The organism is Anaerocolumna sp. MB42-C2, from assembly GCF_030913705.1.
Lineage (GTDB): Bacteria > Bacillota > Clostridia > Lachnospirales > Lachnospiraceae > Anaerocolumna.
This window is the reverse complement of the sequence record NZ_CP133190.1, coordinates 3,997,501-4,021,049: the sequence shown is the minus strand read 5'-3', so window position 1 is coordinate 4,021,049 and position 23,549 is coordinate 3,997,501. Positions and strand designations below refer to the sequence as shown.

Sequence of the window (23,549 nt, the reverse complement as noted above, 5' to 3'; positions counted from 1 at the left end):
GAAATCAGAAGTAACCTGTTGAGTTCTAGAAAGCATGGTCATTGCCACCTAGCTTAGTGCAAAAAAAAATAAAATTTTAGGTTATCAGAAAGGGATCAGATATGAAAATCGTTGTATTAGCCGGAGGTTTAAGCCCTGAACGGGATGTATCTTTATCTTCCGGAAGTCTTATAGCAAATTCTTTAATAGAATCCGGTCATGAAGTATTATTATTGGATGTATATGTTGGAATCGAAATAGATAAAAAAGATTACAGTCATTTATTTTCAGCAGCGTGTGACGGAAAAAAATATTCTTACCAGGTAACTGAGAAAGAACCGGATCTAAATGATATCAAAATACAAAATAACGGACAAGAGGCTTTCATTGGTAAGAATGTTCTTGAATTATGCCGTTATGCTGATGTGGTTTTTATTGCTCTGCACGGTTCCATTGGAGAAAACGGGCAGATTCAGGCAACCTTTGATAATTATAATATTAAATATACAGGAACCGGATATATAGGAAGCTTATTAGCCATGGATAAAGATATTTCAAAAAGGTTACTCGTCCAGGCGGGAATTCCTACTGCCGATTGGATCCTATATCATTCTATGGAAAATGATTTTAATATAATAACAGAGCAGATTGGTTTTCCTTGTGTTATTAAACCCTGCAGTAATGGTTCCAGTATCGGTGTTTCAATCGCCGGAACCAAAGAAGAGTTAACGAAAGCTCTTAAATACGCAACCAAATACGAAGATAATGTCCTGATAGAAAAACTGGTAAAAGGAAGGGAGTTCTCAGTCGGTATATTGAAAGGAGAAGCTTTACCGGTAATTGAAATAATCCCTCTGAAGGGCTTTTATGATTATAAAAACAAATACCAGGGAGGTTTAACAAAGGAAATCTGTCCTGCAAAACTATCCCGGGAATTAACGCAGAAGGTTCAAAAAAGAGCTTTACTTGTACATAAGACATTAAGACTGGGCGATTACTCCAGAATCGATTTTATTTTAAATGAAGCCGATGAATTTATCTGTCTGGAAGCAAATACCCTTCCGGGAATGACTCCCACCAGTTTAATTCCTCAGGAAGCAAAGCAAAAAGGTATCACCTATCAAAAACTTTGTGAGATGATTGCCAAAATGCCTCTGGAAAACTAAACAGCTTTTTATACTTGAATCATAAATAAGGCAGCTTAAACTGTTATTCAGTAAATAGCTGCCTTATATATTCTATACTTTTCTTGTATATTATCTTATTAATTCACTTACAGTTTTAGATAATCTCTTAATTATATTAAATAAATCCTGTTATTAATATTAATCCGTAGTTCCGGAAACGGCTTTTGAATAATCACTGGATTTGCCTCCGTCAAAGGCTTTTACTTTATAATAATAAGTTTTATCAGATCTCAGATGGTCATCCGTATATTCCGTGTCCGTTACTTTAGCTACTTTACTGTAAGTCCCTGATTTCGTAGTAGCTCTGTATACATAATAGTAATCTGCGTCTTCCACTTCATCCCATGTAAGAGAAATCTCATCATCGGTTTCATCGGTCACATAAAGATTATCCGGTCTATCCACTCCATCCTTTCCGGCGGTAGCATAAACAATTGATGAATAATCACTGGTTTTTTTACCGTTATATGCTTTAACTTTATAGTAATAAGTTTTTCCTTTTGTTACATCGTAATCGTAATACTCAGTATCATTTACCTCTTCAAGTTTAGTATAGGTTCCGGATTTGGAGGTTGCCCTGTAGACATAATAGGATTCCGCATCATTTACATCATCCCACTCCAAGGTTATTCCATCTTCATCTGAGTCAACAATATCAAGGTTACGCGGTGCTCTGAAATCATTAACCGAATCATCTCCGGTAGTTGCATGGGCTATAGAAGAATATGCACTGGTATTGGAACCGTCAACCGATTTAATTTTATAATAATAAGTTTTATTTTTACTTAAATTATCATCTGTATAATCGGTACCATTAACATTAGCAATCAGCGAATAAGTTCCGGAAGAAGAGGTAGCTCTGTAAATATTATAAGAATCCGCATCATCTACTTCATCCCATTCCAAAGTTATCTCATCATCCTCCTCCGAATAAGCAATAAGATTATCCGGATTATCAGAATCGCTGTCAGAACCATCACCGGTTGAAACGTATTTTACTGCTGAATAGTCACTTTCTAGTGAACTGTTGGCAGCTTTTATTTTATAATAATAAGTCGTATCATCATCCAGATTTTTATCCGTATAATTTGTTACTATGGAAGTAGCTATTTTACTGTAAGTACCGGAAGAAGAAGTTGCCCTATATATATAATAATAAGACGCATTCGTTACCGAACTCCATTTCAGCGATATCTGAGTATCACTGTCAGCCGCAGCCGTTAGACCACCGGGAGCACTTAAACTGCTGGATTTACTTCCTACGGTAGCTTTAATTACTGAAGAAAATGGACTTGTGCCTGAACTGTTAACCGCTTTTACTTTATAATAATAGGTTGTTCCATTTGCCAATTTGGTATTGGTAAAACTGGATGTTGCACTTGTAGTTATTTTTGAATAAGGACCAGACACAGATGTCGCTCTATATACATAATAAGATGTTGCTCTTGATACAGGACCCCAGCTTAATGTTATGCTGGTTGTATTTTTAGATGTTGCCGTAAGGCTTCCCGGTGCTGACATCAGGTTACTTGAGCTGATATACTTATTTTCAACAAGGAGTTTTAGCATCCCGATATAGTAGTTTTTCAAATTAGACGCCTGGGTCTGGGTCATAGTACCGTCAGCTAAATCATCATTAATACTCTCTACTATTCTGCCTTCCAATTCCTCCAATAAAGTGGTCTCACTGAAATTATAACTTTCCGCGATTTCTCCTAAGGTACTTCCACTTGCTATTTTATTAACTATCGTTTGTTCGTCCACTCCTAAAATATCTGCTGTTTCGGAAAAAATATTAAAAACAGACAACTGTTCCTGACTGGAACTGGATGCTCTGGCAACGATAGGGTTAGTAACAATACCTGTACCTATCAAACTTATGGAAGCCAAAGAAATAATAAGTGTTTTTGTGAATCTCCTGAACATAATTTCCTCCTTTTTAATTAAAAATTTGCTAGCTCATAAATGGTATTGTATAATATCATATCATATTCTAGATTTTACCACCCGCTTATATTATTAATTTAAACTGTAAATGTGTAATATATATGTCAAAATTGTTAAATATTGATAAATATGTCTTGTATTTCCTTAAGATTTAATTAATTCATAAGGAAATTCGGAGAACTTTCCTGTAAATAAGAAAGAGTTTGGCTTGCCAGACTCTAGCGCTGACGCGCTGTCACGACAGTGACATCTTCCTTAAGTGCGTCATGTGCATCCTGCCGGTCGGGCTTTTTTTCTTATAGGACGTAATATCCTATAAGAAAAAAAAGCTGCTGCAATTTTTACTTTGCAACAGCCCCCTGTTAACAGGCAGTATTTTAACGCTCTTCCCTGAAATATGCCTCACCCAGACTTGCGGGCGGCTGATTTTCAAGTTTGTTTCGTTTACTGGTTAAAATTAATACAATAATTGTAACTACATACGGAAGCATTTTGCATAACTCCTGGGTGGCTCTTGTCAGACCCGGCATATAAATGTAGAGAATATATAACCCACCAAAGAGAAAGGATCCCCATATGGCATTAACCGGTTTCCATAAGGCAAGGATAACCAGCGCAATGGCAAGCCAACCTCTGTCTCCAAAACCGTTATTATTCCATGTGCCGCCTAAATACTCCATTACAAAATATAAACCACCAAGTCCTGCAATCGCCGCACCAGACACCGTAGAGATATATTTATATTTCGATACGTTAATACCTGCCGCATCAGCAGCACCAGGATCTTCTCCTATTGCTCTTAAGTTTAAGCCTTTTCTGGTGTTTTTAAGAAAATACGTAAGCAAAATGGCCAGTATGACGGAAAGATACGTTAACAACCCATAAGAGAATAACAAATCTCCGATTATGGGAATATCTGACAGTCCGGGTATTCTGGCCCGGTAAGCCGCCGCTGTTGTTTTAACGGATATCTGTCCGACACCGCCGGCAAGTTTGGAGATAGATCCTCCGAAAAAATTACCAAAACCTACACCAAAGGTAGTAAGCGCCAACCCCACCACATTCTGGTTTGCACGCAGGGTTATGGTTAAGACACTGTAAATAAGTCCCCCTAAGGCAGAAGCAAGCAGGGTTATTATAAGGGAAATTAATAAACCAACCAGGGCATTTGGATGCTCCGTGGATTTTTCGTAAAAGAAAGCCCCCATCAATCCTGAAATTCCGCCCATATACATAATCCCCGGTATTCCAAGATTTAAGTTACCTGACTTTTCGGTTAAGATCTCACCGGAGGCACCATATAGGATACTGACTCCCTGTCCTATTGCATTTTGGATAAAGGTTAATAGTAATGACATATTACTGTACCTCCTTAATCTTTTTGCGGAATTCCACTTTGTAATTAATGAAGAACTCACATCCGATCAGGAAAAATAATAAAATTCCCGTAATAATATCTGAAGCATTTTCATTGAGACCATACTGGGTTGCGATCTGTATGGACCCCTGCTGCATAAATACCAAGAAAGCCGATACTGCAATCATGGCAAGTGGGTTAAACTTTGACATCCATGCAACAATAATTGCCGTAAACCCTCTTCCTCCGGCAGTACTGGTAGAGATAGTATGACTTGCTCCGCTTACAATAATACTTCCGGCAAGACCGCAGATGGCACCGGAGATCATCATGGTACGGATTATGACTTTCTTTACATTGATACCCGCATATTTGGCGGTATTCTGACTTTCACCTACTACAGCAATCTCATATCCCTGTTTGCTATACTTCATATAAAGATAAACACCTAATGTTATTACCAGTACGATAATAATATTAAGTCCGTATTGCAATCCGAATATTTTACCGAACCACCCCTTGCCGGAAGCAGCATTAATAATTCCTACCGTATTGGAACCCGCCGGATTCTCCCAGAAAACAATACAGAACGTTACGATCTGCATGGCAACATAATTAAGCATAAGCGTAAACAAGGTTTCATTGGTATTATAATATGCTTTAAAAATTCCCGGAAGCAGTCCCCATAACATTCCCGCTAAACTGCTTACAATAAAAATCAAGAGAATTAAGAGCCAGTTGGGGATAGCGTTCCCAAAATAAATCATCATACCTGCCGTAGCCGCACCCCCCATTAATATCTGGCCTTCCGCCCCGATATTCCAGAATTTCATCTTAAAAGCAGGGGTTAATCCGATTGCAATAATCAGTAAGGTCAATCCTTCCCGGATAGTAACCCATAAACGGCGGTTTTTACCAACCGCACCGTTTATAATTCCAAGGTAAACCTGAATTGGATTTTCGTGAATAAATGCTACAATAACAAGAGCACATACAATCAGGGAAAGTACAATAGCTAAAAGGCGGATAAGCCAGGCTTTCTTTTTAGAGATAGTATCCCGTTTGGTCATTCTTATAAACATTTCGTTATTTACTGCTTCTCTGCTCATTTTACATGTGCCCCCTTTCCGGACGAGGTCATTAACAGACCCAGTTCCTCTTTTGTTGTTTTACGTGCGTCCACAACTCCTGTTATCTTTCCGCTGTTTAATACAAGAATGCGGTCACAAAGTTCCAGTAAAACATCCAGATCCTCTCCGACACAGATAACCGCTACACCTTTTTTCTTTTGATCATTCAGTAAATTATATATGGTATAGGAGGAATTAATATCCAGGCCTCTCACCGGATATGCTACCATAAGAACAGTTGGATTTGAAGCAATTTCACGTCCCACCAACACTTTTTGAACATTTCCGCCGGAAAGTCTCCTGACAGGAGTATCCACACCCGGCGTAACCACGTCCAGTTTATTTACAATATCCATAGCCAAATCCTTAGGTCTCTTACGGTCTACAAAGAAATGCTTACCCTCTTTATAACTTCTTAGCATCATATTATCTGTTAAATCCATGGAGCCTACAAGACCCATTCCCAGTCTGTCCTCCGGAACAAATGACAGCTGAATCTTAAGGTCTCTGATTTGGGCGGGTTTCATATCAGAAATTTTCTCAGTAGTACCATCCGGAGCATTATAGAGTATTTCACCGCTTTCGATCGGAATAAGTCCTGCTATGGATTCCAGCAATTCTTTCTGTCCGCTTCCGGCTATACCAGCGACTCCTAATATTTCACCGCTATAAGCTGAAAAAGATGCCTGTTTTAACAAGTTCAGACCCTCTTTGCTTTTACAGGTAATGCCTCTCATCTCAATACGCTTTTCAGGTTTTACCGGTTCCGTACGATCAATATCCAGTTGCACCTTTTCGCCTACCATCATTTCCGTTAAGGAAGCTACGGTAGCTTCAGAGGTATTTACGGTTCCAATATATTTCCCTTTTCTAAGTACTGCTACACGGTCTGATAATTCAAGAACCTCATTTAGTTTATGCGTTATGATAATAATGGATTTTCCCGCTTTTCTCATATTCGTAAGCACATCAAACAATTTCCTGGTCTCCTGAGGGGTAAGTACGGCTGTCGGTTCATCTAATATAAGGATATCGGCCCCACGGTATAAAACCTTCACGATTTCCACTGTCTGTTTCTGGGATACGGACATATCATATATTTTCTGTGATGGATTCAAGTCAAATCCGTACTGACTTGTCAGCTTATTGATGTCATCGTTGACCTGGTTCATTTTTAAACGTTCTCCGCCAGGCAGGCCTAAAATAATATTTTCAGCGGCTGTTAATATGTTAATCAGTTTAAAATGCTGATGGATCATACCAATACCCATAGAAAAGGAATCTTTTGGGGAACGGATGGTTACCTCATTTCCATTAATAATAATCTGTCCTTCATCCGGAAAATAAATTCCGGAAAGCATATTCATCAGCGTTGTTTTTCCGCTGCCATTCTCTCCCAGAATTGAAAGAATCTCACCTTTTTTTACTGATAAATTGACGTTGTCATTTGCAATAACCTCGCCAAAAGACTTGGTAACATTTTTTAGCTCAATCGCATTTATCTGTTCCACAAAAGGACCTCCTATAAAGTAAATTTGCGGAACTGCTATACACAGTTCCGCATTTGGTACGGCACTTTAAGACCGTACTTGTTAAAGGTAAAACACTGCAAAATACTACTTCGTTAATTCTGTAATACCATCAATTCTTAAGTCAAATGCCGGTGCAGAAATTAACTCGGATTCATGGAAATATCCGTCAGAAACATAAGCGGAGTACTTAGAAAAATCTGCATCTGATTTAATTAAGTCTTCAATTTTGGAGCCTTTTACGGTAAATGTACTTGTATCAAATACTTTTAAAGAACCATCTTTAAGAGCTGCTTCTACTTCAGCTACTTTATCTGCTGTTCCTTCTGCTATTACGTTTTCATTTAACGGAGATATACCTACGGCTCCATCTTTGTAACCCTGGCACCAGTCAGTATCAATAGGTGTTCCGTCAATTACACTCTTAACTGCATAAGTATAATATGGTCCCCAGTTAATGGTTGCGGAAGTTAAAGCTGAATCAGGTGCTACGGAAGTCATGTCCACATTATATCCTACAACAGGTACTTTTGCTTCTTCTGCTGCGGTAGGAGCGCCGGTAGTATCAGCATGCTGGCTGATTAATACTGCACCGCCCGCAATCAGCTGTTTTGCCACTTCATTTTCACCTGCCATATCAGCCCAGCTGTTGGTATACTGCACTTCCATAGTTACAGTAGGACATACACTTTTTGCTCCAAGATAGAAAGAAGTATAACCGGATACTACTTCAGCATAAGGATAAGCACCTACATAACCCATTTTCGCTTTATCAGCAGTAATTGTACCTTTTGCGATCATTTCATTTAATTTCAAACCAGCTACCACACCTGATACATAACGTGATTCATAAACTGCTGTAAAGTAGTTATGTACGTTTGGTAAGCCGGAGGAAGCTGCTTTATAACCAGTTGCATGACAGAACTGAACCTCAGGATATTCCTTTGCTGCCTGAAGCATAAAATCTTCATGTCCAAAGCTGTTTGCAAAAATTATGTTACATCCCTGATCTGCTAAATCAACTGCTGCATCATAACAGGATTCATCTTCTGCAATATTTGTTTTCTCAATAACCTGATCTTCTGATAAACCAAGGTTCTTAATCATTTCATCAATACCTGCCATATGAGCAGCAGTATAACCTTCATTTTCGTCACCTACATAAATAATACCTACTTTTAAACCTGACACATCTGTACTTTCTGCTGCAGAATTTTCTTCGGTAGCAGTTTCTGGTTCTGCTGTGCTGTTTTCACCGGTTGCTGTTTTATCTGTAGATGCAGTGTTTTCACCGGTCTCTTTTGTAGCCGTAGAACTACACCCGGTCACCAATCCTACTGTCATTGCAAGTACTAATACTAATGTTAAAATTTTCTTCATAATAGCTTCCTCCTATAAAATTATTGTGTAATGTAACATCTATCACATTATGCTCTCAGTTTCTTTAAACCATTTTCAAATGATTTGGTACTCAAAGCAATATGAACGAAAGGATAAATAATGTATCATCATAAATATGTAAGGAGCTGTATGTACTATTGAATACATGCAACTCCCGTCCATGGGTTAGATTGCGGCAAATATCCTACTGGAATAAAATCAAGTATAACATATTGTAGCAATCGAAGTATATTTAGCATTTTTAATCAAATTAATTAGAGTAGGTTATAGGCTGACTCTCCAAGAGTTTTTTTCTTGCTTTATAATCCGGCTGAATAATTTCAAGCATCTGATAAAATTTGGTGCTGTGATTTGGCTGCAGAAAATGAGTAAGTTCATGAGCCGCTACATATTCAATACACTCTATGGGTGTATGAATCAGTGCGGTGTTTAAAGTAATCCTACCTCCATATACTGCACAGGAACCCCACCTGGTTTTCATTTTCCTTGTCTTAATAATGGGCATTTCTATCTGATATACACGAAATTTTGGATACAGATCTATAACAACCTGATGAAATACTTCCTTTATAAATGCAGCATACCATCTGTCCCACAAGGTTTTAATTTTTCTCTCCTCATCCGTATATTTGGTATATATAACTATAAAGTTATCTCCGATTTCAATTGCCTTCTTATCGGAATGTCTGATAGAAACCGTATAATCCTTTCCCAGAAGTCTGATATTTTCCCCATCTTGCGGCTTAAAATCCCCATTATAACTCATTTCACGGCTTTCGAACCGTTTCCTGGCCTTGTCAATCCAATCTGCTTTTCTTATAATAAATTCTTCAATATATTTTTTACTTACCCTGTTATTAGCAGTAATCAAGATTCTTCCATCTGCTTTTACATGTAAGTTAATATTTTTCACCTTTTTTCGAATAAGCTCATAAGTAATACTTATATTCCCTATGTTAATCGTTTCTGCCATATATTTAATTCTCCTGAGTTTGCTGGATAGTTAAGGAACAAGGCTTGCTATATGCAGGCCGTCCTACGATTCATTTATTACTATTCTCCTTTTTTTGTAAATAAGTAATATACTTCGTACCGAAATTATTGAACTGTTCTAGAACCGGAATGAATTCCTTTCCAATATCGGTAAGAGAATACTCTACTTTAGGGGGGATTTCCGGGTAAACATAACGGTGAATTAAGCCGTATTCCTCCAGAGTACGTAACTGTTTTGTCAAGGCAGCCTGGGTGATTCCAGGAATTTTCCTTTGCAATTCTCCGAAACGAAGTGTTCGTTCACATAAATGATAGATAATCAATATTGCCCATTTCCCCGAAAATATTTTTTGAGCTGTTGTATATGGACATTTTCCGTAAAGATCAAACTCATATTCCATTCTTTCACCTATTCTCCTTTTATTCATTTTATATTAACAGTATCTATTTTATACTAACCAACAAAACTTATCGTACTTGTTATATCTTTTATATCTGTTATAATTAATCCGTAAATCATTATATCACACTTCATGGAAGGGGACAATATCATGAATAAAGCAGCACAATTTTTAGCAGACAGTCAAACTTTTTTCTTAGCAACACTGGATAATGACCAACCAAGGGTACGCCCATTCGGCGCGGTAATGGAATGGGAAGGAAAAACATATATTTGTACAAACAACAAAAAAGAGGTTTATGCTCAAATATTGAAAAATCCAAAAGTTGAAATCTCAGCTATGAGCCAAGATGGTCGATGGTTAAGACTCTCCGGTAAACTGATACCGGATAACAGAAAAGAAGCCAGAGAAGCCATGCTTACTGCCGTTCCAAGTCTTCAAAATATGTATAAAGCAGATGACGGTATCTATGAAGTACTCTATTTTACAGAAGCAACTGCTACGATTTATTCCTTTGCAGGTGAACCGGAAGTAATAAGCTTATAGCAAATCTTCCTATTATAAAAGGACCCTGTAAATTGTAACACGTCTTAATAAGTGTCACCGCTTACAGGGGCTTTTTAGTTTATTATTATACCTGTTCATTTTCAACGTAACATACCCCAATGGTACCGGGTCCGGAATATACACCAACGATTGCACTGATCTGTCCTATCAGATAAACATTTTTTATACCTGGCAGCTTCTTTAGTGATTCATAAACTTTCGTAGCATCTTCGATTGAATTTCCATGGACAATATATGCATCACAATTTTTTATCTCAGTTCTTTCTTTACCGATTTCGACCAGTTTATTAAGAGATTTATTCCGGCCTCTTACCTTTGCATAAGTGAAACATTGTCCATATTCATCATCAAAACCAACGATAGGTTTAATGTCTAGAAACTCGCCGATCGTTCCGGATATTCTTCCAATACGCCCGCCTTTTTTGGCATATTCTAAGGTGCCAAATACAAAATGAAAATGCATTTTCTTTTTGATATGGGGAATACAACTTATTATTTCTTCAAAACTTTTGCCAGCCGTTATACATTCTCCGCATTTCTTCAGAAGGATACCCTCACATACTGAGGTCGATTTTGTATCATATACATAAGATCTAATATTAGGAAATTGTTCACTGACTAGTTTAAAAGCATTATAAGTACCCGATAGACCACTTGAAATAACAATTGCAATAACATGGGTATAGTTTTCTTCCGCCAGGGATTTATATACAGTCTCTATGTCCTCCATTGCCGGTAAGGAAGACTTAGGAATTTCATTTATCATATTATTATAAATCTCTTCCGGTGTAATATCAATCTTGTCCGTATATTCCCTGTCACTGTATATAATCTTAAAGGGTAAAATACGAATATTGTATTTTTTGACTGTCTCAGTATCTATGTCACAAGCCGAATCCGTTATTAGTGCAATCTTCTCCATGAAATACAGTTCTCCTTCTATATATATGTTTTCCATAATATTCTTCACCGCTGTATTCCACTTAAACATTCTGAAACAGTTGATTTACTTTAAACCAGATTATCCCAAGTTTTATATTGCGGCTTTAACATTACATATAGTAGTGTTCAAAACCATATTATCACGTTATTATAAACTTTTCAATCTAAAGACAAGTTTTTCCACTCTTTTTTCAAAATAGCATACTGGTAAGTATTCTCATAGTGCGGGGTTCCATCGGAATTGTTTATAAAAGATATAAACTCAAGAAACAGCCCCTCTTTTCGCATTCCAAGCCGTTCACAAAGTTTTTGCGATGGGATATTATTATCCTCTGTATAGGCGTAAATTCTTCTTGCATCCTTTTGAAACAGATCGTTGAATAGCGCCTCCGCCGCTTCTGTAGCATATCCTTTTCTGCCGTATTTCAAATTAAAGTGCCATCCCACACTATAAGTATCCGGTTCTTCTTTCTTTGCAAACACTTCACCAATAATTAAATCAGAGTCGAGCAAACAAACTGCATAACAGTTACCGTAAATCTCTCCGCTTTGTCTTTCTTTTAATTTTTGTAAAGCTTCCTCGTAAGATTTCACTCTTTCACTGTAAAAGCAATTTACAGATGGTGCAGCAAGATATTCATACAATCCAGCTATATCCTTTTCTTCGAAATCTCGAATGAGAATTCTGGCAGTTTTAATAAACATTATCTTTTTCTCCTCCATTTCAAATAAACAAGCTAAAAAACAAAAAGTGGGAAAAGACCTTTTCGGATCTTATCCCACTTAAATAATCAATTATGATTACAAGTCCTCTGACAAGTAATTTTATTTTATCATGTCAAAATAAATAGATCAACAATAAGTTACTTTTTCTTTTTAATAAGGTAAAACCAAAAGCTCTGATTTTTACAATTACCAGTCAGCGAGAATATATCACGTTCAGTACTAACAAGGCAAAAATGCAGCACCACCTTGGGTACTTCAAACTTCAATTACTATTTCAGATAAGAAAAAAGCTACCCTTTCATTGGTTTATTACCAACAAAAATGTAGCTTCTAATTTACTGCGGATGACAGGAATTGAACCTGCACGGTCTCCCACTAGATCCTAAGTCTAGCGCGTCTGCCAGTTCCGCCACATCCGCTTATTTTATTATAAAATAATAAAATGAGACATCCGGGATTCGAACCCGGGACACCTTGATTAAAAGTCAAGTGCTCTACCGACTGAGCTAATATCCCATATGATGCTTCGCACTAATGTTCTCCGATAGATAAAACCGGAAACTGGGCTAGCTGGATTCGAACCAGCGACTGCAGGAGTCAAAGTCCTGTGCCTTACCGCTTGGCGACAGCCCAATGGTAAACTACCATAAGGTGGATAAAGGGATTCGAACCCTTGGCCTCCAGAGCCACAATCTGGCGCGCTAACCAACTGCGCTATACCCACCATATTCAATTACGCTTATTTTATCTTGTCCGCTTATAAATTATTATTCTTACTGCTTAAACTTATAGGCTGAGATAAAAAAACGTGCCAGAAGGGATTCGAACCCCCGACACATGGCTTAGAAGGCCATTGCTCTATCCAACTGAGCTACTAGCACACTTTAAATATGCTTAACGCATATTAAGCGGGTGATGGGAATCGAACCCACGTATCTAGCTTGGAAGGCTAGTGTTCTACCATTGAACTACACCCGCATATTTGTCTGTACAAATCTTGGGAAGTGCTAAATATCTATTCTTTACAATCACTTACTACAGTTAATACAATCGGGGTGACAGGATTCGAACCTGCGACCTCTTGATCCCAAATCAAGCACTCTAGCCAAGCTGAGCCACACCCCGTGTTGCTGTGTTTATGATGTCTTCCGTGACGCAAGAACTATTATATAATAGAGATACCTTAATGTCAACAACTTTTTTAATTTTTTAGCAGTTTTTATTTTTTGAACAATAAATGCTGTAAAATCAGCATTTAAGCCATTTGTATATATTGTTAACCAATATATTAAATATAATTCAAAGTAAAATGAGCTTGTCCGTTTGAATCAAGGTCCATTATGATAAAGGACGGTTTTCCGTTCTCCTGTCTTGGCTGTGTAATACTACCGGGATTAATGACCCATATATTACTGCTCAAGTCAATCAAAGGCCGGTGGGTATGTCCAAATAGGGCAATACCGGCTCCATATTGCATTGCAATATCCTTTAACCTCTCTGTACCGAAATTAACTCCATATCGATGCCCATGAGTCAAGAATATTGTATACCTACCTATGTTTATAATTTTATCCTTCTCCAGACCAGTAAAATAATCATTATTCCCGGGTACCATTTCAATCTTGCAGGGTACTATAGACCTGATATAATCTTCGCTGCCTTCAAAATCACCAAGATGCAGAAATAAATCAATTGGTTTTACTTTTTCCAATGCTTTCTCTAAATTAGTATTTCTGCCGTGTGAATCACTTACTATCATTATTTTCATATTAACTCCCGTGAACTAATCATCGGTGTGATTTAACTCCTAGTAAATCCTTAAATCAGGGTTAAATTAAAATTGCTTCCATAACTTCTCTATATAGAGTTATTTAGCAAAAACCCATAAATAGCTGTCTATTTCAATTTCTTCTTTATTATATCTTTCATCGATTCCAACGCTTTGCCACGATGACTGATTTTATTTTTAATTTCTGTAGATAATTGGGCTGATGTACATCCATACTCAGGTACCCAGAATATAGGGTCATATCCAAACCCATTATCCCCAATAATTTCGTGACCTATGAAGCCTTCTATGGTCGCACGGGTGGTTACCACTTCGCCACCAGGATATGCACAGGCTATGGCGCAGACAAACCTTGCACTTCTTTTTTCTTCGGGCAAATCTTTTAACTGCTCAAGTATATAATTATTTTTTATCTCATAAGATGTATCTTCTCCCAGAAAACGGGCGGAATAAATCCCCGGTGCCTTACCCATTGCGTCTACTTCAAGCCCTGAGTCATCTGCCAGTACCATTTCTCCGGTCATTTCCATAATCGTTTTTGCTTTTATAACTGCATTTTCCTCAAATGTACTGCCATCTTCAACGATGTCAATAAAAATTCCTGCTTCTTTCATTGATACGATTTCATAGTTTAAATCCTTTAGAATCATACGGATTTCTTTCATTTTTCCTTCATTGGTTGTTGCAAAAATTAACCTATTGTTCATTCGCCTTCCTCTATTCAGTTTCTTTTTCTAATTCCTTAAATGACCTTAAAATAACCTGATGAACTGCTTTGGCAATCTTTTTTTTATTTTCTTCTTTTAATAAGAAATCTAAGTCTTCTTGGTTGGACATAAAAGCAACTTCAATTAAAGCCACAGGAACTTTGGATTTACCCACAATAACCATCTCACTTGCAGGTACCAGTCCACGGTTAACTTTGTGTGTCACATCTGTTATTTCTTCCAGCGCGATCTTTGCTAAATCTTTTGATTCAAATCCGTTACCCTGCTGTTTTTCATTATATAAAACCTCAGAACCGTAAGGTTGTGCCGATTCACTGGAATTACAATGTAAACTTATAAATAGATCTGCTCCCACATCATTTGCAAAATTAACCCTGGGGTTTAAGAATATGGTTTTATCTGTAGTTCTTGTATAATAAACTTTTATATCTTCCTTATCCAGTATTTCTTTTATATCCTTAATTAAGCTGAGATTCATGTCTTTTTCATAATATTTCTCACCTTGTGAAAAAGAACCACAGTCTTTTCCTCCATGCCCGGCATCTATTACAACAATTTTATTGTATATATCTTTGGGACGTTTTAAGTCGACATAAATATATTCTTCATCCTGATATAAGATAGGTGCATATACAAAATCCAGAGTTATTTCTATGGAAGCAGTGTAAAGAGCTGAGGATTTATCCTGTATATAGCTAATATTAAAATTTTTAACAGGATCTGAGGTAACCTTTGACGGGTCCGTTCCATAAGCCGTTATCTTACCAGTTGCCGAAATTACTTCAGGTACCAGAATATTTTTATTATTTGATTTACTGTTGAAAATGGCAGCATCAGGCCTTGATTTCTCTTTTGTGTTACTTTTTTCCACTTTAACCGGTACCGAGGTATCTGTTGTTTCATTATCCGGTATACCATCAAATTCATAACCCTGATTAACTCTTAAAATGGATGTTCCATTAAACTTATCTTCTTTTAGATCAGTTATAACAAGACGGATACTTCTTTCCATATATAAATCTTCTAAGTTTATATTATATAATTCTTTATCTGGTTTCTTAATAATTAAATATTTATCACCTAGAAGTTCCCGGATGGATGTATCAGCAGACTCTGTTTTACCGGTATCTGTATTAATAAGTGCACCATTCTTTACCTCTTTCTTCTCTTCCATTATATCGTCATTTTGATCGCTGTCTGCGAATATCTTATACTGTCCTAAATTTGATAGAATAGAAGATAAAAATATAACCAGCACCATTAATGCAAGGCTGTTTCTGGCCATATGTTTTAGAAGTTTTTCATCCATCTAGTTTCCCCCTGATATGGAAATTATACTATGCATTTTACAATTCTACAATATAGTTTTTTATGTTACAAAAATATTATTATAATTTTACAAATATATTATTCCAGGGTATATTTGTTAAGCGATTATTATTATATAATTACATATTATGGAATTTATTTGCTTTTTTTATCAGTTTTATGTATAATTTAAGTATAGACTCTTTAACCGCTATATAATTATTTGTAGCTGTTGGTAATGCTCTACTGGAATTTATATCGGAGGTTACGTTTAACCTTCTTAACCTTATATTTATAGATTAGGAATATGTTACTAGTGCAGCCTTGTATAACTTTCGTTTCACATCAATGTCTTATATCTACCCTGGGGCAAGAGCGGAACAAGGGCTGGCGTTCACATACTCTGATTGACACCAGCGCGGTACCGGCGAAGATCGTGGGTACCGACTTATATGAAAACTAAACAAGGCTGTACTGGGTTATGGATAGGATATTACTAAAATATGTGATAATTTGACTACTGGAGAAGAGACAACATCTTATATTATCCAATTTCGATTAAGCTGCATCAGTATAAATCAAAGGAATGCATAGAATATAGATAATGGGAAAGGGGTTAAAGAATGGATATCGATACTGAGATAATCTCACAAAAGGACGGTTATAAAACCATATTATTTCATTTTTTCAGTTCCATAGAGCCTAAAGCAAGTGTTATAATATTACACGGAATGGCCGAACATCATAAAAGATACGAACCATTTGCTAAATTTTTGAATACTCATGGGATAGATGTATATTTATATGACCATAGGGGACATGGCACTTACAAAAAAATGAAAGAATTGGGGTTTATAGCCAAAGAAAAAGGATATAAAATCCTGGTGGATGATGCTTTATCAGTAATACATTATGTAAAGAAAAATAAGAGAACCACAAAACTTTTCATAATGGGACATAGTATGGGCTCTCTCATCGCTCGAAATGTGATTCAGTCATATGATGAAATAGATGGTACCATTTTATGCGGCACTACACACCCTTTTAAATTAAAAACAAAATTCGGAATAGCCCTGGCTTCCCTGATAAAGGTCCTCTCAAAACCGGAGCACCGTTCACCTTTCTTCAATAATATGATGTTTGGAGGAAAAGCATATACACGACTTATTACCAGAACCTCCTATGATTGGCTGTCAAGAAATAAACCGGCAGTAGGAGCTTATATTCATGATCCCTACTGTGGTTTTGTCTGTACTATAAGTTTTTATTATGATCTTTTAAAGTTAGCGTCAAATGCCACCAAAACCTCTATGATGAAACATACACGCAATTCATTGCCTCTGTTAATTATTTCAGGAGATCATGATCCTGTGGGAAATTACGGAAAAGAAGTGAAACATTTGATATCCTTGTATAATAAATTGGGATTTAAGAGATTAACCGGCAGACTTTATCCGGAATGCAGACATGAACTGCTCCAGGAAATAAATGCGGAAGAGGTAATGAAAGACATTCTTAGTTGGATTTTGCAAGAACTTTAAAGTATAAGGCAGCATACCCATACAGAGGTATCGATGTGTTATTTTACGACTATAAATTAATTGTATGACTTTTGACACTCGAATCCTAAATCCTATTAGATAAAAACCAGAAAAACACACAATATTAGTTTTTCTGGTTTTTCTGGACTAATACATATTAACTTTATACTGTTCTGCTTCAAATTATTTTCCATAATCTATATTTTTATAACTAATGTAAATTCTCTTTATTTTCTCTTTTGGGCGGCTTTGGTCCCATAAATTGATAAAAATATGTTTTCATCATACCGTTATAGATTTTACGGTTTTTATCTGCTTTTCTTCCAATATATTTTTGTGCATCCTCATAACTGGTTATAATAAAATATGACCAGGAATCCAAGGCATTAAACGTCCTTCCTATTTCCTTATACAAGGCAGGTAAATCTGCCTTATCCTCTAATCTTTCACCGTACGGCGGATTTGTAATAATAAAACCATATTTTTTATTATGGCTTAAGTCACTTACTGATCTTTGCTGAAAATGTATATATTGATCTACTTCTGCCAATGCAGCATTTTGTCTTGCAGCTTTTATAATTTCTCCATCAAGATCATATCCTTGAATGGTCATTTCAACAGAATCACGTCTTACATCATTAGCTTCCTCAATAGCGGAATACCAGTTTTTTTTGGGAATTAGATCTGTCCAATTTTCAGATATAAAGGACCGGTTTATTCCAGGGGCAATATTGGCACCTATCATAGCAGCTTCGATTGGAATCGTGCCACTGCCGCAAAACGGATCTATCAGAATCCTGTCCTTATTCCAGGGAGTTAACAGAATTAACGCCGCTGCCAGAGTTTCCGTAATCGGTGCTTTACTGGTAAGTTTACGGTATCCGCGTTTATGAAGAGATTCCCCGGAAGTATCAATCCCTATTGTTATTTCATCTTTCATAAATGTAACTCTTATCGGGTATTCATTACCGTCTTCAGGAAACCATTCAATTTTATATATTTTCTTAAGTCGTTCTACGATTGCTTTTTTCATTATAGACTGTATATCGGAAGGACTGAAAACTTTACTTTTAATTGAAGTAGCCTTAGCAACCCAAAACTTGCCGTTTACCGGTATATAATTTTCCCACGGAATCGCTTTCGTTTTTTCAAATAACTCATCAAAGGATTCCGCCTTAAATTTATCTACTTTTAATAAAACACGTTCCGTAGTCCTTAAGAAAATATTAGCCCTGCTTACTGCTGATTCATCACCCGCAAATATTACACGTCCGTCTTCTACCTGTGTAACCTCATATCCTAAATTATCAATTTCTTTTTTTAAAACACTTTCTAAACCAAAATGGCATGGTGCTAAAAATTCAAACCGGCTCATCTTTTTGTACTCCAATCTGCGTTTATAACATAAAAGACAGCAGCATAATTTATGGTTTTTCATTTAATAAGCTTATAAATCATGCGGCCGTCGAGGTTTAACTGACAATAGATTATAACATATGGATTAAATGTTTGTAAATGCCAATTCAACAAACAGACTCCGTTAAATAATTATTTAGTTACTTCTTATTTTAATCTGATAACTAAGAAACTTTAATAAAACACAATATAAATGGAATATTTTTTCTCATTGAATATTATTTACCATAAAATAATATTTTATCATTATCGCTCTAATTGTCCTCTATACGCACGTATGCCACCATATATATTTTTAACCTGATATCCCTCATTACTTAATTCTCTTGCTAACAATAAACTTAAATTACCTCTATCACAATATAATATTAATAATTGATCTAAAGGTAATGTAATTTCTCTATTTTCATAATCAATATATGGAATATTAATCGCAGTGGGTATATGAGCTTTATTGTATTCATTTGATTCTCTTAGATCGATGATTAGTACATTATCTCTACCTATGTAGTTCTCAACATCTTTTGCTCGAATAGTTTCAAATGTCAATAGCATCACCTTCAATTCCTTTACTATCATATTCCGTTTACCCCATATTGTGCAAGTGCCATGGATTAAACATAATAATCATTATCAAGTAGCTTATAGTCAAAATTATTACTCATTATTATAATCAGATATTTATTATTAAGTTAATATAAAAAAGTTAACTTTGGATTATGAATTAAAAAAAGTCTCCATCTCTGATGAAGACTTATTTTACTACTTCACTACTATCTATCTCTTTCGTTAGCATCACGGAAGTTAGAGGTATTAGAATTTCGTTCATTGTTTCTAGAAGTACTATTAGATGTTGAATTTCTGGAAGTACCCGTTGTATAATTCTGTGAATTATTGTTTGTAGAGTTTCTCTCATTGTTTCTAGAAGTACCTGTTGTGTTAGAAGTATTAGCATTTCTAGAAGAATTATTTGTAGAATTTCTTTCGTTGTTTCTTGTTGTTGCATCATTAAATTTGTTTTCCATTTTATTTGACCTCCTAATAATCGTTTATAATCATGTTTTTCAGATTACATAAACTATTATGAACTATTTAATATGAAAATATTCATCGCATAAATAAAATACATAATATAAGAAGATCCCTTTTCTTAGCTAAACTAATTAACTTATCTCTAAGTTAAAATTTTTTATAAATTTTCATCTTTTTTTATTGCATTATATCTCTTAATGTATTATAATGTAATTGTGTTAAAGAGATTACATTCGTGTTTCTCCTAACACACTATATAACCCCTTATTAATTATTTATACTCCCCTCATCGAAACGCCCGCCTGGCTCCCCCTCGCGGGCGTTTCACTTTGTAAAAAAGTAAATAAGAAAAACCCTGAATTCATTAAAACTATGATGTGACCTCCTATATGTTAGATTTAAGGTCTAATATATGGAGGCCAAATCAATAATCTGAATCTTCAGGGTTTTTAGTTATTCTGTTTTAGTTACTTTATTTTAGATTTTTTATGCTATTCTTTTTTTAGATTACAAAGTTACCGTCTGTAATTATTAACGATTAATCTATAACCAAGATATACAACTAAAAGAGGCAAACCAACAGTAAAAAATAGCTGTAATAATATACCGCCGATAATAAAAAACAATACAATTAAGACTATGGCTATGACAATAAGTATTACCTTATGGTACCACTTCAATGAAGTGCTTATATTAAACTTAAACCCTTTTCCATAATCGCTTGTATTACCATCATAATTACTTCTATATTCCTGATAGGAACTACCATCGGCAGTTTGTGCATCCTGATAAGCTTTATCGTGTTTAGAGCCGCTATATAAAGGTCCATGACTCATCTGATAAGTTTCTATAATAGTCTTGGCTATTAATCTTGGATCACCCAATTGTGCCAAAATTGCTTCTTCACTCGTATCACTACTTTTACTTTTTATATAATCTTCATAAAACCGAATATTACTTGTAATTTCAGAATCGGGGAGTTCTCCGGTTAAGGCAGTTCTTAAACCGTCAATAAATTCACTCTTAGTCATAAATGCCTCCTAACTATGCCTGTAATAAAGCTCTCTTACACCTAACAGGTTCTCATCTGTGGAATTACTGCCTTCTGTAAATTCCTGATTAATAAGTATTTCTATTCTAACACATCTTATATAGTGCGTAAATACTACGATTATTAACATTTAATTAAATATAAATTATGAAGGGAATAATTAGTGCTTTACCTGAGTACTCATACAATTATAAATTGTTAACTTTTTTACTGGATTAAAAGTAATATTCAATAAGAAGTGTCGGGCTTTTTATTCATAGGGAAGTTCGGAGAACTTTCCTATGAAATAAAAAAAGACCTAAGTATAAATGTACTTAAGTCATAATTATTTCTTTATTAAATAAAATTCTCAAGAATATCTCTATAGATATGGAATTAGAGAGTTAAATAAAATGACTCCAAGGGGATTTGAACCCCTGTTACCGCCGTGAAAGGGCGGTGTCTTAACCGCTTGACCATGGAGCCGAGAAAATAATTATATCATACTATCTTTGATTTGTAAACCTAAAATTACTTTAATTTAATAATTTTATTTAACAACCCTATACACAATAAAAAAGGCTTAAATAACTCGTATTTAAGTCTTAATCATTTCTAGACTATGTGCGTTAGAGGATTCGAACCCCCGACCTTCTGGTCCGTAGCCAGACGCTCTATCCAGCTGAGCTAAACGCACGTACAACTGACTTATTTGCATTGAAACAATTTCTTAATATAATGCCGGCGACCGGAATCGAACCGGTACGGGCGATTAGGCCCGCAGGATTTTAAGTCCTGTGCGTCTGCCAGTTCCGCCACGCCGGCATTTGAACAAATTGTTCAATATTGAATCAAAGATTCAATGGGACCTATAGGGCTCGAACCTATGACCCTCTGCTTGTAAGGCAGATGCTCTCCCAGCTGAGCTAAGATCCCATGGGAATAAATTATTAAATTTCTTTATAGAAAAGAAACGACCCAGAAGGGACTCGAACCCTCGACCTCCGCCGTGACAGGGCGGCGCTCTAACCAACTGAGCCACTAGGCCATATTAATTTTTTAAGTGGACCTTCAGGGACTTGAACCCCGGACCGACCGGTTATGAGCCGGTTGCTCTAACCAACTGAGCTAAAGGTCCAAAAGCCGACGATCGGACTCGAACCGATAACCTGCTGATTACAAGTCAGCTGCTCTGCCAATTGAGCCACGTCGGCAAGTTGTAATCGGACGAATCTAAGTATCAAAAAATGACTCCAAGGGGATTTGAACCCCTGTTACCGCCGTGAAAGGGCGGTGTCTTAACCGCTTGACCATGGAGCCGTAATATTAATTATAACATAGTAACAATATCTTGTCAATTAATATTTTATTTTTTATATACTCGTAAGTTTAACTTTTGGAGTACCAACTCCCCGAGTTGGGCTCGAACCAACAACCCCACGGTTAACAGCCGTGTGCTCTACCATTGAGCTATCGAGGAATAACTACATTTGATAATATCTTATCCAACAAACTGAAATCTCTTGATTTCATAGAAATTAGTATTTATGAACAAACACTTTATGGTCAAGCCCTCGACCTATTAGTATTAGTCAGCTCCATACATTACTGCACTTCCACCTCTAACCTATCCACCTTGTCGTCTTCAAGGGGTCTTACTAGCTTACGCTATGGGATATCTTATCTTGAGGGGGGCTTCACGCTTAGATGCCTTCAGCGTTTATCCCTTCCCGACTTGGCTACTCGGCCATGCACTTGGTAGTACAACCGATCCACCAGAGGTCAGTCCAACCCGGTCCTCTCGTACTAAGGTCAGCTCCTCTCAAATATCCTACGCCCGCGCCGGATAGGGACCGAACTGTCTCACGACGTTCTGAACCCAGCTCGCGTACCGCTTTAATGGGCGAACAGCCCAACCCTTGGGACCTACTACAGCCCCAGGATGCGATGAGCCGACATCGAGGTGCCAAACCACTCCGTCGATGTGAACTCTTGGGAGTGATAAGCCTGTTATCCCCAGGGTAGCTTTTATCCGTTGAGCGATGGCAATCCCACTTTATACCACCGGATCACTAAGTCCTAGTTTCCTACCTGCTCCACCCGTCGGTGTCGCAGTCAAGCCTTCTTATGCCTTTGCACTCTGCGAATGGTTTCCAACCATTCTGAGAAGACCTTTGAGCGCCTCCGATACCCTTTCGGAGGCGACCGCCCCAGTCAAACTCCCCACCTGACATTGTCCACTGCCCGGATCACGGGCACATGTTAGAAATCCAATACTGCAAGGGTGGTATCCCAACAGTGGCTCCACCACGACCGGAGTCGTAGCTTCCAAGCCTCCCACCTATCCTGTGCATGCAATACCGAATCCCAGTATCAAGCTAGAGTAAAGCTCCATGGGGTCTTTCCGTCCTGGCGCAGGTAACCAGCATCTTCACTGGTATTTCAATTTCACCGGGTGCATTGTCGAGACAGTGCCCAAATCATTACGCCTTTCGTGCGGGTCGGAACTTACCCGACAAGGAATTTCGCTACCTTAGGACCGTTAT

The 23,549-nt window shown here is 36.7% G+C and carries 19 protein-coding genes, 16 tRNA genes and 1 rRNA gene (1 of these 36 running past the window's edge); 3 read left to right on the top strand and 33 right to left on the bottom strand.

The window, feature by feature from the left end:
• The first annotated feature begins 101 nt into the window (after positions 1-101).
• Entirely contained in the window at positions 102-1,145 is a 1,044-nt protein-coding gene (locus tag RBU59_RS17965; RefSeq protein WP_308143861.1) for a D-alanine--D-alanine ligase family protein, read from the top strand.
• A gap of 159 nt (positions 1,146-1,304) precedes the next feature.
• Here the strand turns inward: RBU59_RS17965 and RBU59_RS17960 are convergent, their stop codons facing one another.
• From RBU59_RS17960 to RBU59_RS17930, 7 genes are all read right to left on the bottom strand, one after another.
• The gene (locus tag RBU59_RS17960) at positions 1,305-3,092 is read right to left on the bottom strand and encodes a fibronectin type III domain-containing protein (protein ID WP_308143860.1); all 1,788 of its coding nucleotides are present in this window, start codon (positions 3,090-3,092) and stop codon (positions 1,305-1,307) included.
• Positions 3,093-3,490: 398 nt separating this feature from the next.
• Positions 3,491-4,471 carry an ABC transporter permease gene (locus RBU59_RS17955; RefSeq protein ID WP_308143859.1) on the bottom strand — a complete coding sequence of 327 codons (981 nt, stop codon included), beginning with the start codon at positions 4,469-4,471 and terminating at the stop codon, positions 3,491-3,493.
• Position 4,472: 1 nt separating this feature from the next.
• The gene (locus tag RBU59_RS17950; RefSeq protein WP_308143858.1) at positions 4,473-5,579 is read right to left on the bottom strand and encodes an ABC transporter permease; all 1,107 of its coding nucleotides are present in this window, start codon (positions 5,577-5,579) and stop codon (positions 4,473-4,475) included.
• The gene (locus RBU59_RS17945) at positions 5,576-7,111 is read right to left on the bottom strand and encodes an ABC transporter ATP-binding protein (RefSeq protein ID WP_308143857.1); all 1,536 of its coding nucleotides are present in this window, start codon (positions 7,109-7,111) and stop codon (positions 5,576-5,578) included. Before RBU59_RS17945 ends, RBU59_RS17950 begins: the two co-directional genes overlap by 4 nt.
• A gap of 105 nt (positions 7,112-7,216) precedes the next feature.
• On the bottom strand, positions 7,217-8,509 hold the full coding sequence (locus tag RBU59_RS17940) for a BMP family ABC transporter substrate-binding protein (protein WP_308143856.1): 1,293 nt from the start codon (positions 8,507-8,509) through the stop codon (positions 7,217-7,219).
• Positions 8,510-8,780: 271 nt separating this feature from the next.
• Entirely contained in the window at positions 8,781-9,503 is a 723-nt protein-coding gene (locus tag RBU59_RS17935) for a M48 family metallopeptidase (RefSeq protein ID WP_308143855.1), read from the bottom strand.
• 70 nt (positions 9,504-9,573) lie between these two features.
• The gene (locus RBU59_RS17930; protein WP_308143854.1) at positions 9,574-9,924 is read right to left on the bottom strand and encodes a winged helix-turn-helix transcriptional regulator; all 351 of its coding nucleotides are present in this window, start codon (positions 9,922-9,924) and stop codon (positions 9,574-9,576) included.
• Positions 9,925-10,074: 150 nt separating this feature from the next.
• Between RBU59_RS17930 and RBU59_RS17925 the strand changes: the two genes are divergently transcribed.
• Complete coding sequence (locus tag RBU59_RS17925; RefSeq protein WP_308143853.1) at positions 10,075-10,470, top strand: pyridoxamine 5'-phosphate oxidase family protein; 396 nt, start codon at positions 10,075-10,077, stop codon at positions 10,468-10,470.
• Positions 10,471-10,555: 85 nt separating this feature from the next.
• Here RBU59_RS17925 and RBU59_RS17920 read toward each other — a convergent pair whose 3' ends face one another.
• The 12 genes from RBU59_RS17920 to RBU59_RS17865 all read right to left on the bottom strand — a co-directional run bounded on the left by RBU59_RS17920 (position 10,556) and on the right by RBU59_RS17865 (position 15,985).
• Positions 10,556-11,413, bottom strand: a complete 858-nt coding sequence (locus RBU59_RS17920; RefSeq protein ID WP_308143852.1) for a DegV family protein — start codon at positions 11,411-11,413, stop codon at positions 10,556-10,558.
• A gap of 179 nt (positions 11,414-11,592) precedes the next feature.
• The gene (locus RBU59_RS17915; RefSeq protein WP_308143851.1) at positions 11,593-12,138 is read right to left on the bottom strand and encodes a GNAT family N-acetyltransferase; all 546 of its coding nucleotides are present in this window, start codon (positions 12,136-12,138) and stop codon (positions 11,593-11,595) included.
• 360 nt (positions 12,139-12,498) lie between these two features.
• Positions 12,499-12,578, bottom strand: a tRNA-Leu gene (locus RBU59_RS17910).
• Positions 12,579-12,602: 24 nt separating this feature from the next.
• A tRNA-Lys gene (locus RBU59_RS17905) sits at positions 12,603-12,675 on the bottom strand.
• Between the two features lie 45 nt (positions 12,676-12,720).
• Positions 12,721-12,792 (bottom strand) — tRNA-Gln (locus RBU59_RS17900).
• 17 nt (positions 12,793-12,809) lie between these two features.
• A tRNA-His gene (locus RBU59_RS17895) sits at positions 12,810-12,883 on the bottom strand.
• Between the two features lie 83 nt (positions 12,884-12,966).
• A tRNA-Arg gene (locus tag RBU59_RS17890) sits at positions 12,967-13,040 on the bottom strand.
• 26 nt (positions 13,041-13,066) lie between these two features.
• A tRNA-Gly gene (locus RBU59_RS17885) sits at positions 13,067-13,137 on the bottom strand.
• A gap of 72 nt (positions 13,138-13,209) precedes the next feature.
• Positions 13,210-13,284: transfer RNA gene (locus tag RBU59_RS17880), tRNA-Pro, on the bottom strand.
• A 163-nt stretch (positions 13,285-13,447) separates the two neighbouring features.
• Positions 13,448-13,927 (bottom strand): metallophosphoesterase, encoded by a 480-nt coding sequence (locus tag RBU59_RS17875; protein ID WP_308143850.1) that lies wholly within the window; start codon positions 13,925-13,927, stop codon positions 13,448-13,450.
• A 128-nt stretch (positions 13,928-14,055) separates the two neighbouring features.
• Complete coding sequence (locus RBU59_RS17870; protein WP_308143849.1) at positions 14,056-14,655, bottom strand: XTP/dITP diphosphatase; 600 nt, start codon at positions 14,653-14,655, stop codon at positions 14,056-14,058.
• Between the two features lie 10 nt (positions 14,656-14,665).
• Positions 14,666-15,985, bottom strand: a complete 1,320-nt coding sequence (locus tag RBU59_RS17865) for an N-acetylmuramoyl-L-alanine amidase family protein (protein WP_308143848.1) — start codon at positions 15,983-15,985, stop codon at positions 14,666-14,668.
• Positions 15,986-16,607: 622 nt separating this feature from the next.
• Between RBU59_RS17865 and RBU59_RS17860 the strand changes: the two genes are divergently transcribed.
• Positions 16,608-17,525, top strand: a complete 918-nt coding sequence (locus RBU59_RS17860) for an alpha/beta fold hydrolase (RefSeq protein ID WP_308143847.1) — start codon at positions 16,608-16,610, stop codon at positions 17,523-17,525.
• A gap of 211 nt (positions 17,526-17,736) precedes the next feature.
• Here the strand turns inward: RBU59_RS17860 and RBU59_RS17855 are convergent, their stop codons facing one another.
• The 14 genes from RBU59_RS17855 to RBU59_RS17790 form a co-directional block, all read right to left on the bottom strand.
• Entirely contained in the window at positions 17,737-18,900 is a 1,164-nt protein-coding gene (locus tag RBU59_RS17855; protein WP_308143846.1) for a THUMP domain-containing class I SAM-dependent RNA methyltransferase, read from the bottom strand.
• Positions 18,901-19,187: 287 nt separating this feature from the next.
• Positions 19,188-19,520, bottom strand: coding sequence for a rhodanese-like domain-containing protein (locus RBU59_RS17850; protein WP_308143845.1), 333 nt, complete (start codon positions 19,518-19,520; stop codon positions 19,188-19,190).
• 194 nt (positions 19,521-19,714) lie between these two features.
• A complete protein-coding gene (locus tag RBU59_RS17845; RefSeq protein WP_308143844.1) occupies positions 19,715-19,966 on the bottom strand; it encodes a hypothetical protein in 252 nt (83 codons plus the stop codon).
• A gap of 522 nt (positions 19,967-20,488) precedes the next feature.
• On the bottom strand, positions 20,489-21,004 hold the full coding sequence (locus tag RBU59_RS17840; protein ID WP_308143843.1) for a DUF1700 domain-containing protein: 516 nt from the start codon (positions 21,002-21,004) through the stop codon (positions 20,489-20,491).
• A 413-nt stretch (positions 21,005-21,417) separates the two neighbouring features.
• A tRNA-Glu gene (locus tag RBU59_RS17835) sits at positions 21,418-21,489 on the bottom strand.
• 137 nt (positions 21,490-21,626) lie between these two features.
• Positions 21,627-21,700 (bottom strand) — tRNA-Arg (locus RBU59_RS17830).
• 42 nt (positions 21,701-21,742) lie between these two features.
• Positions 21,743-21,828, bottom strand: a tRNA-Leu gene (locus RBU59_RS17825).
• Positions 21,829-21,866: 38 nt separating this feature from the next.
• Positions 21,867-21,939, bottom strand: a tRNA-Val gene (locus RBU59_RS17820).
• A gap of 38 nt (positions 21,940-21,977) precedes the next feature.
• Positions 21,978-22,051: transfer RNA gene (locus RBU59_RS17815), tRNA-Asp, on the bottom strand.
• Positions 22,052-22,067: 16 nt separating this feature from the next.
• Positions 22,068-22,141 (bottom strand) — tRNA-Ile (locus RBU59_RS17810).
• 3 nt (positions 22,142-22,144) lie between these two features.
• A tRNA-Thr gene (locus RBU59_RS17805) sits at positions 22,145-22,217 on the bottom strand.
• Positions 22,218-22,251: 34 nt separating this feature from the next.
• Positions 22,252-22,323: transfer RNA gene (locus tag RBU59_RS17800), tRNA-Glu, on the bottom strand.
• Between the two features lie 88 nt (positions 22,324-22,411).
• Positions 22,412-22,483, bottom strand: a tRNA-Asn gene (locus RBU59_RS17795).
• 82 nt (positions 22,484-22,565) lie between these two features.
• A 23S ribosomal RNA gene (locus tag RBU59_RS17790) occupies positions 22,566-23,549 on the bottom strand; it runs 1,936 nt beyond the window's last position.

Excerpts from the sequence above, each read along its gene's own strand:
- RBU59_RS17940 (WP_308143856.1), bottom strand. The coding sequence starts at position 8,509 with ATGAAGAAAATTTTAACATTAGTATTAGTACTTGCAATGACAGTAGGA.
- RBU59_RS17840 (WP_308143843.1), bottom strand. The coding sequence starts at position 21,004 with ATGACTAAGAGTGAATTTATTGACGGTTTAAGAACTGCCTTAACCGGA.
- RBU59_RS17925 (WP_308143853.1), top strand. The coding sequence starts at position 10,075 with ATGAATAAAGCAGCACAATTTTTAGCAGACAGTCAAACTTTTTTCTTA.
- RBU59_RS17950 (WP_308143858.1), bottom strand. The coding sequence starts at position 5,579 with ATGAGCAGAGAAGCAGTAAATAACGAAATGTTTATAAGAATGACCAAA.
- RBU59_RS17965 (WP_308143861.1), top strand. The coding sequence starts at position 102 with ATGAAAATCGTTGTATTAGCCGGAGGTTTAAGCCCTGAACGGGATGTA.
- RBU59_RS17870 (WP_308143849.1), bottom strand. The coding sequence starts at position 14,655 with ATGAACAATAGGTTAATTTTTGCAACAACCAATGAAGGAAAAATGAAA.
- RBU59_RS17915 (WP_308143851.1), bottom strand. The coding sequence starts at position 12,138 with ATGTTTATTAAAACTGCCAGAATTCTCATTCGAGATTTCGAAGAAAAG.
- RBU59_RS17875 (WP_308143850.1), bottom strand. The coding sequence starts at position 13,927 with ATGAAAATAATGATAGTAAGTGATTCACACGGCAGAAATACTAATTTA.
- RBU59_RS17955 (WP_308143859.1), bottom strand. The coding sequence starts at position 4,471 with ATGTCATTACTATTAACCTTTATCCAAAATGCAATAGGACAGGGAGTC.
- RBU59_RS17845 (WP_308143844.1), bottom strand. The coding sequence starts at position 19,966 with ATGGAAAACAAATTTAATGATGCAACAACAAGAAACAACGAAAGAAAT.
- RBU59_RS17930 (WP_308143854.1), bottom strand. The coding sequence starts at position 9,924 with ATGGAATATGAGTTTGATCTTTACGGAAAATGTCCATATACAACAGCT.
- RBU59_RS17860 (WP_308143847.1), top strand. The coding sequence starts at position 16,608 with ATGGATATCGATACTGAGATAATCTCACAAAAGGACGGTTATAAAACC.
- RBU59_RS17920 (WP_308143852.1), bottom strand. The coding sequence starts at position 11,413 with ATGGAGAAGATTGCACTAATAACGGATTCGGCTTGTGACATAGATACT.
- RBU59_RS17935 (WP_308143855.1), bottom strand. The coding sequence starts at position 9,503 with ATGGCAGAAACGATTAACATAGGGAATATAAGTATTACTTATGAGCTT.
- RBU59_RS17850 (WP_308143845.1), bottom strand. The coding sequence starts at position 19,520 with ATGATAGTAAAGGAATTGAAGGTGATGCTATTGACATTTGAAACTATT.
- RBU59_RS17865 (WP_308143848.1), bottom strand. The coding sequence starts at position 15,985 with ATGGATGAAAAACTTCTAAAACATATGGCCAGAAACAGCCTTGCATTA.
- RBU59_RS17855 (WP_308143846.1), bottom strand. The coding sequence starts at position 18,900 with ATGAGCCGGTTTGAATTTTTAGCACCATGCCATTTTGGTTTAGAAAGT.
- RBU59_RS17960 (WP_308143860.1), bottom strand. The coding sequence starts at position 3,092 with ATGTTCAGGAGATTCACAAAAACACTTATTATTTCTTTGGCTTCCATA.